Here is a 12,857-nt window from a genome sequence, read left to right as displayed (position 1 = left end):
GGTGCATTTATCAAATAACAAGAACCCGATAACGGGATCACGCGCTCACCACGCCGCTGCAGTAAGGGCGGCATCCCACAACACCAACCTCAAAACATAAAGGTGTATAAGAATGACGCGTTCAACACTTACTCTAAGCACTACCCTCGCCGCCATCGGACTTGCGTCTAGTTTGGCAATGGCCACCACCGCACAAGCTGACTATCCCGAGCAGGATATTCGCTTAATCATCCCTTACGGGCCCGGGGGAGCAACGGACATCCTGTTCCGGTTGATTTCTCAGGAAGCTGAGAAAACGCTAGGCGAGTCCATCGTACCCGTCAATATGGCAGGCGCTGGGGCAACGTTGGGTTCACGCAACGTGAAAGATGCTGATCCCGATGGCTACACGTTGCTTGGCAGCCACGACACCATTGCACTTTCAAAGCTAGCGGGCACCGTCGACTACTCGTTTGATGCCTTCGAGCCCATCGCGCTGCTTACCCAAACCATCAACATTCCCACTGCGCACGCCAATCATCCCGTGCAGAGCGCCGACGAAATCGCTGACTACGTCAGTGAAAATCCAGGCCAAGTGCGTTTCAGCATGATCCCCAGCTCCACGGATCACTTCTTTTGGGCACAGTTTTTTCAGGAAGCGGGCATTGATATGGCCGATGTGCGCCTAGTTGGTTACCCAGATACTGGCGAGCAGGTATCGGCACTGATGGCAGAAGAAGTTGATTTCGCCATGTTCAACCTGCCCTCTGGCGGTGCGTTTTTTGAAGATGGCACCTTCCGCGCGCTCGGTATCGCTCACCCGGAGCGCCTTGATAGCATGCCTGAAGTAGCCACCCTGCGTGAGCAAGGTATCGAGATGGATCACTCCACCAGTCGAGGTATTTTTGCTCCAAAAGGCACACCGCAAGAAGTCCTAGATACCATCGCTGAAGCTTACGGACAGGCCTTGGAAAATGAAGAAGTACAGAGCCGGATCGAAAATGAATTTGGCTCTGTTGTTCGCTTTTTGGCCGGTGACGATTACCAAACGTTTCTGGATGAAAACGAAGCTGCACTCTCCGCTGCTGCTGAGAACATCGATTTCCAGAACTGAGGGCGCACGCTCTAGCCTTCGTTAATGCGGGGGCTAGAGCTGCCGGAGGCATCGCTAATGCTTACGCTAACTAAAGACCGCGCCTTGGCGCTGGCGCTGCTCTTAATGGTGGCTGTCATGTGGATGGAGTCGGGTGATATTCGTCCACCGACCAGCTGGCAACCTTATGGGTCAGCGCTTTTCCCCCGCATTTTGTTAGTCGTGATTGGGGTGTTATCACTGCTGATTTTAGTGCGTTCCTTATGGGTAAACGTGCCTGAACGGCCTGGCGCAAAACGCCTCGTTACTGAGTGGTTTCAAAGCCGACGCACCACACTCGCTCTGTTTCTACTGTTTGGGCTCTACGCTGCCTTACTTCCAGTGGTGGGGTATATCGCAGCCACCATAGGCTTCCTGGTCGCTTCTCTGGCACTACTGTTGGGCATTGATACGCGACGTAAATGGATGATTAATCTCACTCTTAGCGCCACCTTAGCTATCGTGATATTTGTCGTTTTCCGCTATGGCCTGAATGTTTGGCTGCCTTAAACCTGGAGTAAATAATGACCAACTTTTTTCTCCAAGCGCTCGCTGAGGTCGGCACGCCATCGGTCTTGGGCTTGATCATCATTGGCGTACTGTTTGGGATTGTGGGCGGGAGCATTCCTGGTTTTACCGTCACCATGGCTATCTTGGTGGTCTTCCCATTCACGTTTGCCATGGATCCGGTAAGCGGCGTATCGCTGATGGTCGGTGTGTTTGTGGGTGGCTACTCTGGCGGTATTGTGTCTGGCGTCATGCTGGGGATACCTGGCACGCCCTCATCGATTACCACCGTTTATGATGGCTATCCAATGGCACAGAAAGGCGAACCTGGCCGCGCCTTGGGCATCGGCGTTGCATCGTCTTTTCTAGGTACGCTGATCAGCGTGGCAGTGCTGGTCTTTTTCGGCCCACTGATTGCCCGTTTCAGCATGAACTTCCGCCCTTGGGAAATCACCGCGTTAATCGTTTTCGCCCTGACGCTGGTAGCAGGACTTTCAAGCGGCGCGCTGCTCAAAGGTCTGATGGCCGCGGCGTTAGGCCTCTTGGTCACCACCGTTGGCTATGACCGCAACAGCAACCTGCGCTTTGACTTTGGCCTACCTGCAATGGGCTCTGGGTTTGAAATCCTGCCTGTGATGATCGGCATCTTTGCCTTCTCACAGCTGCTTGGCAATATCGAAAGGCTGAAGGATGAGAAAAGCGACGCACAAAAAATCGACACCAATGTCACCATTCCCTACGGCCTGATACTCAAAGATATGGCGGGGCAAAAGCTCAATACCCTTCGCTCATCGCTGATTGGCAGCTTAGTAGGTGCGCTCCCTGGCACCGGCGGCACCGTTGCCAATTTCTTGAGTTACGACCAAGCGAAAAAATTCTCCCGGCATCCGGAAGAGTTTGGTACCGGTACGCCGAGTGGCATTGTGGCTTCTGAAGCCTCCAACAGTGCGGTGGCGGGCGGTGCTTTTGTGCCCACGCTTGCCTTGGGAATACCGGGCGATTTGCCGATGGCGATTATGATGGGTGTACTAATTCTGCACGGCATTACGCCGGGGCCCATGATGTTTGAGCAGAACCCCGTATTAGTGGGTGCTATTTATGCCAGCCTGCTCATTGGTGCGGTCGTCATGGTGCTTTGCAACCTGCTGCTAGTGCGCTGGTTCGCCAAAATATCGTTAATCCCCCAACAAATTCTCGTTCCCGTCGTACTAATGCTGTGCGCCATTGGCGCTTACGCCCTGAATAACAACCTGTTTGATATTTGGGTGCTGTTTATCTTCGGCATCATCGGCTACCTGCTGTGGAAAGCGGACGTTCCCCTAACGCCTCTGATACTGGGTGTGGTACTTGGCGACAACCTTGAGCGTCAGCTATTCCGAGCCCTAGAACTTAACGAAAGCTGGTTGACGTTTTTAACACGGCCACTCTCTGCGCTTTTCCTGGCATTAGCCGTCGCTTCGATTTTGTTTTCGCTCTATCAGGATCGCAAGATTCAGCGATTAAAAAATGCCGCTCAGCGAGAAAACGTTTAAGACATTACTACGCTACTTGACAACTCCGTTCAAAAGGAACTCTGGCATGCAACACGATGCACTCTATTATCCCAGCGCCTCGCGCCGGATGGCCACCTTCGGTAAACGTGGCATGGTCGCCACCTCACAGCCATTAGCGGCGCAAGTGGGTATTAACATACTGCAGAAAGGAGGTAACGCCATTGATGCTGCCATTGCGACAGCGGCGGCGCTAACGGTGGTCGAACCCACCTCCAATGGGATCGGCAGCGATGCCTTTGCAATTGTCTGGGTCGACGGCAAGCTACATGGCCTTAATGCCAGTGGCCCTGCGCCACAAGCGGCAACCATTGAAGCGCTGAAAGCACTCGGCCATGATGCAGTGCCCAATCACGGTATGCTGCCTGTCACAGTTCCTGGAGCACCCGCTGCCTGGGCGGCGCTCTCTGAGCGCTTCGGCAAGCTGCCATTCGCTGAACTGCTAGCGCCTGCCATTGCGCTGGCAGATGAAGGTTTTCCCGTCTCTCCCGTTATTCATCAAATGTGGAAAGAGGCTTTCAATACGTATTCAGCCTATAACGATGCCTCTTTCAAACCTTGGTTTGATACCTTTGCCCCCGAAGGTCGAGCGCCTAAGGCGGGTGAGCTATGGCGTTCTGAAGGCCATGCAAAAAGCCTAAAAGCCATTGCTGACACCCACGCTAAAGCGTTTTACGAAGGCGAGCTGGCCAAAGCCATCGACACCTTCTCCCGGGAACATGGCGGGCTGCTACGCAAAGAAGATCTGGCTGCTTACCAGCCGGAGTGGGTAGATCCGATTAGCGTTCGCTATAAAGACCACGATATTTGGGAGATCCCTCCCAACGGCAGTGGCATGATAGTACTGCAAGCGCTGGGTATGCTTGAGCACTTAGGCGCAGAGGGATCTGACCCGATTGAAACCCTTCACCGCCGTATCGAAGCCACCAAACTGGCCTACGTTGATGGCTTCGCGCACGTTACCGATCTAGACGCGATGCGTCCCACGAGTGATCAAATGTTGGACGACGACTATTTAAAAGCGCGAGCAGCGCTGATTGGCGAACAGGCGGTCGATCCGGTACACGGCAATCCAATTAAAGGCGGCACGGTGTATCTTGCAACAGCTGACAGCGATGGCAATATGGTGTCGCTGATTCAGAGTAATTTTAAAGGCTTTGGTTCGGGCATGGTGGTGCCAGGAACCGGCATCAGCCTGCAAAACCGCGGCTGGTCGTTCTCCTTGGATCCACAACACCCTAATGCACTGGCACCTGGCAAACGCACCTACCACACCATCATCCCTGGCTTTATCACCAAAGATAACCAAGCCGTTGGGCCGTTTGGCGTGATGGGTGGCTATATGCAGCCCCAGGGCCATGTGCAGGTGGTAACGGCCATACTTGAGGATCAACTGAATCCTCAGGCGGCGCTGGATATGCCCCGTTGGAAATGGACCAAAGGCAAAACCATCGAAGTTGAGGCCGATTTCCCCAATCACTTAGCACTGGCTTTGGCACGCCGCGGCCACGACATCGTCAAAGTCGCCGATTCAATCAGCTTTGGCCGTGGCCAAATCATTCTGCGTCATCCTGACACCGGGGTACTCCAAGGCGGCACCGAACCACGCACCGATGGGGCTGTGCTTCCCTGGTAACGCCTATCCACTAAACGGACTTTCCGCCGTGTTGCCGTTGAAGGCAACCGGCGGTTGTTAGCTGGCTATCTCCTCTCAATCCCCGCATTATGGCTACTCTTTTTTATTAGGGTTATGCCTTTTTACTATGTCGCCACCGCCCTCTTCACAGGCATCTTCAGCCTCACCGCTAAGCGGCTTTTTTGGCGTATTTCGCTATAGCCGTCGCGCACTCGGGCTAGTCTGGGAAACCTCTCGTTGGATGATGCTTGGCTTAGCCCTGTGTACTCTGGTCGCAGGGGTTCTACCTGCCGTTGCCGCCTGGGTAGGACAACTGATTGTGGATGGAGTAGTGAGTGCCATGGAGGCCCACCAGGCAGCCACTGATCCCAACCTGCTAGTGTCCATTACGCCGGTGCTAACGCTAGTGGGTATTGAGGCCGTGATTATTGGGTTTATTGCTCTGGCTCAGCGGGGCCTTGCAGCCCAGCAGTCGCTGCTGCGTGCGCTGCTGGGGCAGAAGGTCAATGTGATGATCCTGGAGAAAGCCGGCCAGCTGTCACTTAGCCAGTTTGAAGACTCTGAGCTTTACGACCAGCTCACCCGAGCGCGACGTGAAGCGTCTACGCGCCCCCTTGCCCTGGTGAATAAAACCTTCGGCTTGCTGCAAAATGCTATCTCGCTGGGTAGCTTCGCCGTGCTGCTGGTGCAGTTTTCCCCCTGGGCGCTGCTGATCTTGGTGGCCGGTGCCCTGCCGGTATTTATCTCAGAGGCCAAATTCTCCGGCGATGCCTTCCGTTTGTTTCGCTGGCGCTCACCGCAAACCCGTATGCAGATCTATTTAGAGACGGTACTGGCAAGGGAAGATAGCATTAAAGAGGTCAAACTGTTTGGCCTTGAAGGGCTATTTCTCAAACGCTATCGGGATATATTTACCAAGCTGTTTGCTGAGGATCGCCGCCTAACCTTGCGCCGGGAGAGCTGGGGTTTTCTGCTCGGTTTACTCGGCACGTTAACCTTTTATGCCGCCTACGCCTGGGTGGTCATTGAAACGATTGCCGGGGCACTTACCCTGGGACAGATGACCATGTACCTCATGGTGTTTAAACAGGGCCAAGCCGCCCTATCCGCCAGCCTGACCGCGATCAGCGGCATGTATGAGGATAACCTCTACCTCTCCAATCTTTATGAGTATCTGGAGCAACCAGTGGAGGGAGAGAACGGTACGCTCACTCAGGGGGCACTGCCCGGCGACGGGCTACGCTTTGAACACGTTAGCTTCTCTTACCCTGGCGGCGATGCTTCTCTCCAAGATCCGGTTCTCCACGATATATCGCTGCACCTCTGCCCTGGGCAGAGCCTGGCTCTAGTAGGTGAAAACGGTTCGGGCAAGACCACTCTGATCAAGCTACTCACGCGGCTCTATCACCCAACCCAGGGCCGAATTCTGTTAGATGGTAGCGATCTGCGGGACTGGAGCACCCAAGCACTACGTGAGCGAACCGGCGTGATTTTTCAGGACTTCGTGCGCTATCAGTTGCAGGTGGGCGAAAATCTTGGCGTCGGAGATACCCATGCCTTTAACGACCAAGAACGTTGGCAGAACGCCGCTCGTCACGGTATGGCGGATGAGTTTATTACCCGCATGGCTAGCGGCTACAAAACCCAGCTTGGCCGCTGGTTTAAAAATGGTAAGGAACTCTCCGGGGGGCAGTGGCAAAAAATTGCCCTCTCCCGAGCATATATGCGTGAAAACGCTGATATTCTAGTGTTAGACGAGCCCACCGCCGCCATGGATGCCGCCGCAGAAGCCGAAATATTCGCCCGCTTTCGCGAGCACAGCCGCGATAAAATGGCGATACTGATCTCCCATCGTTTTTCAACTGTGCGCAGCGCTGATCTCATTCTTGTTATCGATCAAGGACATATCATTGAACGCGGCACCCACGAGGAATTGCTCGCAGCGGAAGGTCGTTATGCCAAGCTATTTCACCTACAGGCGGCAGGTTACAAATAACCACCTAAACATTAATCGTTATTATTACAACTACTATTAACCAGTTGTATAGCCACTTAAAATACAGAACGTGAACAAAAGTGACAAACGTCACAAAGCTATCGACCATACTAATACTTTAAAGGTAGTGTGCTCCTATAGGCTTTTCACTACAGGAGTAGCACCTATGAACCGCCTCCATCAGATAAAAGTTAAGTATGCGATTGCCTTTATTAGCGTTGCATTATCACTACTGGTCATTGTGATCGCCGATGCGCTGCTCGTTAATATGGTGAAAAGCCGTCTAGACACTTTTATTAACAATTATATCCCTGCCACCTCTACCGTACTCAATGCGGATAGAGACCTTTACCAAGCACGGGTAGCTGAGATCGAGTACCTGCTATCCGACCCCAACTCGGAGCGGGCATCAGCGCTAATCGCTGACTTTGAGGAAAATGCTCAGCAAGCTTACGACCGTATGAGTCAGTATGCCGAACTAATGCAGAACTACCCAGAGCTAACCACCCAACTCGCTAATTTCGAAACGCTCTATAATGACTGGAAACAAGAGGCCACGCGAGTTTTTCAACTACACCAGAATGGTAATACTAACCAGGCTTTAAACCTGTTAGCGGGCTCTTCACTAGATCGGTTCAATACGCTTCGGGATGTCTACGACCTCTCGGGAGTAAATGTTGAAACCGCTACTTACCAAGCAGAAGAAGCCGTCGTCGACAGAATTCAAGTACAACAGACATCCACTATTATTATCGCTTTAATCATCTTTATTACGGCGACACTTATTGCACTATTGGGGCCGTTAATGATGTCACGGGCTATTCGCCAGATTAGCGGACGGATAAAAGAGATCACCGAAGGTGATGGCGATTTAACCGCCCGTATTAACAGCCAGCGCCGCGATGAAATCGGCGAACTGGCACAGCAGTTCAATGCTTTTATTAAACGCATTGATGATACGCTTCAATCCGTTAGCAGCAGCACCGTTAGCCTTCAACATGCATCAAGTGAAATAGCCAAAGGCAGCCAGGAGCTTGCGGCCCGCACAGAGCAGGCTGCGGCCAACCTGCAGCAAACTTCTGCGTCGATGGAACAAATCGCGGCAGTGGTGAGCAACGCTTCCGACTCTGCCCAGCAGGCCGACCAACTGGCGCTTTCAACCCGCGACCTCGCTCAGCAGGGCTTGCACTCCATGCACAGCGTTGAGCAAACCATGGATACCATTAATGACTCGTCATCTGAAATCAGTAATATCGTCAGCCTAATTGACAGTATTGCTTTTCAAACCAATATCCTGGCGCTGAATGCGTCGGTAGAGGCCGCCCGAGCAGGTGAGCATGGTCGGGGCTTTGCGGTGGTCGCCCAAGAGGTACGTATCTTGGCCAGCCGCTCCAGTGATGCGTCCAAAAATATTGCCACGCTGATCAATACCTCATTAAGTCGCACAAAATCCGGTGTTGACCAGGTGAAGCAAGTTGGCGTCACTATGCAGGAGATGGTGAAAAGCATCGAGCGCGTAGCCGATGTAATTGCCGAAATTAGCGCCGGTGCAAAAGAGCAGAGTGTGGGTATAGGGCAAGTCAACGACGCGGTCAACGAGTTGGATAGTATGACCCAACACAATGCCTCCATGGTGGAAGAGTCCAGCGCTGCAGCGGCGGAGCTAAGAGAGCAAGCCGACCGGCTGGGTGTGCTAGTGGGGGCGTTCAAGCTCAGTAATACCCACCAGCAACCAGCCCTTGCTAAAGCAGCCCTTGCCTCTACGACGAATAAGCCCTCGCCTACGCCTGCTGCCCCGCGTCGTATACCGAGCTCACAGCAACCTGAGTGGGAGTCGTTCTAAGCGATCTCCCTTAGAATTCTTGATGCTTCCTTGGGCTTACGCTGAGCCCAAGGAAGGTTTATTACCGACTTATATAATGCGTATCCATTTTAGCAAGCGCTTTGTCTAACCAAAGCCGCTCATCGTAATCATCAAAGGTACACGTATGCTGTCTGATGCTTTAATTATTGATGATGATTGTAACGTCCAACTCTTGGGCAGAATGCTATTACGCCAGCACGGTTATCAGGTGATGACGGCAAGTAGTTTGGGCGAGCTGGTGCGCCAACCTGACCTGCTCAATGTCGAGCTGATCTTGCTTGATATCGATCTAGGTGAGTTTACCAGCTTTGATATTCTGGAATATTTGTATGATTTACGCTTAAACGCTTCAATTTTATTAATTAGTAGTTGCACGGAAGAAACTGCCGCTCATGCTCTTGCAGCAGGTGAAGCAAAAGGCTTGAAAATGCTAGGTTTCCTATCTAAATCCAAGCTGCTCACCGGTCTAACGACATTCCTTGGGCCATTAAAAAAAGCGCCCAAAGCGCCTACGGGCGATGAGTTGGCGAAGGCCATACGTGAACAACAGCTATTTCTAGCTTTTCAACCCCAAATAAACCTCCAGCAAGGCACTCAACAAGGTCAGGTCATTGGCGTTGAAGCACTGGTGCGCTGGCAAGATCCTCAACGTGGCGTGCTCTACCCCGATAGTTTTATTCCTCTAGCAGAGCAAAACGGTCTGATTCTGCCGCTAACTTGGTACGTTATTGAGCTTGCCATGAAGCAACAAGCCCAGTGGCGGTCGCAAGGGTGGGACTTAAACATCTCGATTAATATACCGGCGGCCTTTATTCAGGCAGAGGGCGTTCTGGAAGTGTTTGATCAACTCACCCAAGAGCACCAGGCTGTTCTTAGTAAGATCACCCTGGAGCTCACCGAAACGGCCGGGGTTGAGTGTTTGAGCTACGCTTGCTACGTGCTCAAAGCGTTGCGGCAACGGGGCTGCAAACTGGCGTTAGATGATTTTGGTACCGGTCACTCATCACTGACACAGCTCTATCGGCTGCCTTTCAGCGAGCTAAAAATTGACCGTAGTTTTGTCTCACTGATCGACCAGGATCAAGAAGCCCTGGTGATCACAGAGTCAATTATCGACTTAGGCAAGCGCCTGGGGCTGACGGTAGTCGCCGAAGGTATCGAAAAGCCCACGCAGTACACCCTGCTGGTTGAAGCTGGGTGTACGGTTGGGCAGGGCTACTCTATCGCTCATCCTTTAACCGCTGACGCTTTCAACGCCTGGTTACGCGAGTACTCTCCCTCCGCCCCCATGACGCATCAAACGAGCATACTTTCTTGCTCTAAAGCCTGCTGAGTAGTGTCCTGAAGAGCGACTAAACGCTCCAGATAGATAGCCAATTCATTCAATGGGGCTTCTAGCGCTGCTTGCTCCAATTGGCTTGCTTGCTCAGCAATGGCAGCACAGCCGAGAGAGGAAGCGGCACCTTTCAGCGAATGCGCCTCTTGGCACAAGGCTTGACGATTCTCTGACTGCCAGTAAGCGTCAAGGCGGGCACTACGCTCAACAAGTCGCGTTAAAAACGTGTTCAGCAGCGCACCCAACGCACTAGGTTCAAAGGTGCTTTTCAGCTCTTCGCAAAGACGCTTATCGAGCACCTGAACAGCCCCAACGGTGTCACTCCATGACTCAGAGCCTTTGGTCGAGTGAACGTAAATACCCTCAGGTGCTAAGATTTCGTCATTAGAGAGATAACGGCTGATGACCTGATACAGTTCATCCCGCGTAAAGGGCTTATGGATCATATCGTCCATACCACTTTGCATACAGCATTCGCGGTGCTCAGGCATCACATTGGCCGTCATCGCCACTATCGGCAACCGGGGTAATTGATGCACGGCTTCGTAATCACGCCAGCGCTGGGTGGTTTCGGGCCCATCCAGCTTGGGCATCTGCATATCCATTAAGACCAAACCGAACCTGCCATGATCCACTTTCAGCTGTTCGAGTGCTTCCAGACCGTTCTCTGCGATAGTCACCTGCTGGCCAAGGCGTTCAAGCATAACGCGGGCAACCGTCTGGTTTAACGGGTTATCCTCAACCACTAAAATTTGGTGCTCGGCAGTGAGTGCAAGCGAGTTTTCACCGGTTTGGTATACCGCCAACGGTTCAGTTTCCGGCATTCTAACAATAAACCAAAATCGGCTACCAAGTCCCTGCTGGCTATTAACGCCTATCTTCCCCTGCATGGCCTCGACTAAACGCTTACAGATCGCCAGCCCAAGCCCAGTTCCTTCGTGACGCCGCGCCATGGAGGTATCCACTTGCGAGAACGCCGAGAAGAGTTGCGTTTGATCCGCTTCCGCGATTCCACAACCAGTATCATGCACCTCGACGAGAATATTATCGTCTCCCAGTGGTTTTACCTGGCATTTAACGAAACCCTCTTCGGTAAACTTTAAGCCATTATTGATTAAATTCATCATGACTTGACGTAACCGAGCGACGTCACCCATCACATAACGGGGTAAAGCGGGATCAATAGCGTAGCTGAAGGAGACCTTTGCCTTCGGCTCGCGAAGCGTGTAGTTCTCACAAAGCTGGTCAATACATTGGTGAAGATCAAACGGCTGAGCATCCAGGTCGAGGCGCCCCGACTCAATTTTGGTGTAGTCGAGAATATCGTTGATCACCGCGCGTAGGCTCTCTGCACTGCGCTTAAGCGCCGCTAGATAAGTCTTCGCACTTGTTGTTTTAACCTCCTCGCTTAACAAATCCGCCATACCTACGACGCCATTTAATGGGGTTCTAATTTCATGGCTCATCACCGCCATAAACTCAGATTTTGCCAGGCTCGCTTTCTCTGCTTGCTTGGCGGCCTCGTTCAGCTCTTTACCCTTGGCTTCTAATGCTTGTGCCTTCTGATCACTTGAACGGCTTTCCATAATCAGCGCGCGAACCAGCATGCCACCTGAAAACATTAACAGGACAATAAGCAACAGCACCAATCCGTAGAGACGCGTCAATGCGCGGTGTTCTTCACTATGTAGATGGGAAACATGGGCGTTGGTTTCGATCAAAATGTTTCCGGTGAGCTGCTGTAGCTCCGCCGTTTGCTGTAGGAGGGTAGCCGTTAACTCGCTATTTAACTGGGTGGGGCTGTCCCATACCTTTTCGAGCAGGGTATCCATCTCTAAAATGCGGATTTGAGTTTGTTGAATGACCGCCTCAATATCCTCAAGTTCCGCCACGATTTTGCCTATTTCACCTTTAAAAAAAAGTGACTGTCGGCTGAAGAGAATTTCAAAACGCAGCAACACGTCATCAACCGTAGCGTTCCCTGCACTCGTTTCGAATAGCGAGAGGCGCAATTCGCGCACCTCTCGATCAAACTGATACCCGGCCCATAATAAGTTTTCGAGCAGGCGGTTCTCCAACGCATGCTGACGGTTATAAATAACACCACCGGTGGTTAACGCTGAAAGAAAAAAAAGGATCGCTGAGAATGTAGCGACCCTGGTGCTGCGGGAGAAATAGAACTTCAATAAGGCCAGCATGGCAATTGTCCGATTATTTTATTTAACGTCGATGCGCGCCACCTGCCACACAGAGCGCGAAAATATCTCTTCATCTAGCAGCTCGGGGTGCTGGTCAAAGGGGTAGATGACAAACAGCGGCCCCTGGTCGCGAATTCGCAGCGCTTTACCGTTTGCCTGCATGGCAAGAATGACATCGTAATTCTCAAAATCACTGATGGGCACTGTCGCGGCGTACTCATTCAACGCTACCACACGAATATCCTCCCCTTCGGCACCGACGGCTTCCAGAATAGTTCGCACCAAGGGGCCAGAGAAGCCAATCACACCGTCGTGCCAGGGCGTACGGGTAATCGTTTCGTGCTGCCCTAAGCTTGCTAGCATCGCTTTATCAAAATGGGCTTCGTCACCCACATTAGTCTGCCCCACCTTTCCACTCACTACCAATATCACCGGGCCTTCAGGTACTTCCAGCGCACTAGCCAGGGGCGGCGACAGCAAGGCAAGCCCCACTGCGGCGATTAAAACCTTGCTTTTAGAAACCAAAGAACCACGCATTAAGCTGCACCTCGGTATGAGCGATCAAGAGTGCAAGCAGTATATATCGGCCGTCTGCGGACAAACTGTGAACCTTTGTGTCAACGCACCATCATCAACTAAACTTAACGCATGAGTTTGTA

The 12,857-nt window shown here is 52.3% G+C and carries 9 protein-coding genes; 7 read left to right on the top strand and 2 right to left on the bottom strand.

The window, feature by feature from the left end; translation table 11 throughout:
• The first annotated feature begins 112 nt into the window (after positions 1-112).
• The 7 genes from ACFIOZ_RS05180 to ACFIOZ_RS05150 all read left to right on the top strand — a co-directional run bounded on the left by ACFIOZ_RS05180 (position 113) and on the right by ACFIOZ_RS05150 (position 9,997).
• The gene (locus ACFIOZ_RS05180; RefSeq protein WP_386082629.1) at positions 113-1,093 is read left to right on the top strand and encodes a Bug family tripartite tricarboxylate transporter substrate binding protein; all 981 of its coding nucleotides are present in this window, start codon (positions 113-115) and stop codon (positions 1,091-1,093) included.
• A 57-nt stretch (positions 1,094-1,150) separates the two neighbouring features.
• Positions 1,151-1,621, top strand: coding sequence for a tripartite tricarboxylate transporter TctB family protein (locus tag ACFIOZ_RS05175; RefSeq protein ID WP_386082628.1), 471 nt, complete (start codon positions 1,151-1,153; stop codon positions 1,619-1,621).
• 14 nt (positions 1,622-1,635) lie between these two features.
• A complete protein-coding gene (locus ACFIOZ_RS05170; protein ID WP_386082627.1) occupies positions 1,636-3,150 on the top strand; it encodes a tripartite tricarboxylate transporter permease in 1,515 nt (504 codons plus the stop codon).
• 46 nt (positions 3,151-3,196) lie between these two features.
• Positions 3,197-4,804, top strand: a complete 1,608-nt coding sequence (locus ACFIOZ_RS05165) for a gamma-glutamyltransferase family protein (protein WP_386082626.1) — start codon at positions 3,197-3,199, stop codon at positions 4,802-4,804.
• A 127-nt stretch (positions 4,805-4,931) separates the two neighbouring features.
• Entirely contained in the window at positions 4,932-6,800 is a 1,869-nt protein-coding gene (locus tag ACFIOZ_RS05160; RefSeq protein WP_386082625.1) for an ABC transporter ATP-binding protein, read from the top strand.
• A 166-nt stretch (positions 6,801-6,966) separates the two neighbouring features.
• The gene (locus ACFIOZ_RS05155) at positions 6,967-8,643 is read left to right on the top strand and encodes a methyl-accepting chemotaxis protein (RefSeq protein WP_386082624.1); all 1,677 of its coding nucleotides are present in this window, start codon (positions 6,967-6,969) and stop codon (positions 8,641-8,643) included.
• A 145-nt stretch (positions 8,644-8,788) separates the two neighbouring features.
• Positions 8,789-9,997, top strand: a complete 1,209-nt coding sequence (locus ACFIOZ_RS05150; protein WP_386082623.1) for an EAL domain-containing protein — start codon at positions 8,789-8,791, stop codon at positions 9,995-9,997.
• Here ACFIOZ_RS05150 and ACFIOZ_RS05145 read toward each other — a convergent pair.
• Both ACFIOZ_RS05145 and ACFIOZ_RS05140 read right to left on the bottom strand, forming a co-directional pair.
• On the bottom strand, positions 9,961-12,198 hold the full coding sequence (locus tag ACFIOZ_RS05145; RefSeq protein ID WP_386082622.1) for an ATP-binding protein: 2,238 nt from the start codon (positions 12,196-12,198) through the stop codon (positions 9,961-9,963). The two genes, ACFIOZ_RS05150 and ACFIOZ_RS05145, sit on opposite strands and share 37 nt — an antisense overlap.
• An 18-nt stretch (positions 12,199-12,216) precedes the next feature.
• On the bottom strand, positions 12,217-12,735 hold the full coding sequence (locus ACFIOZ_RS05140; protein WP_211593199.1) for a molybdopterin-dependent oxidoreductase: 519 nt from the start codon (positions 12,733-12,735) through the stop codon (positions 12,217-12,219).
• Positions 12,736-12,857: the final 122 nt, after the last annotated feature.

The sequence above is a fragment of the Vreelandella sp. F11 genome (assembly GCF_042466685.1).
Taxonomy (GTDB): domain Bacteria; phylum Pseudomonadota; class Gammaproteobacteria; order Pseudomonadales; family Halomonadaceae; genus Vreelandella.
The sequence above is the reverse complement of the archived record's forward strand: the minus strand, read 5'-3'. Positions and strand labels throughout refer to the sequence as shown.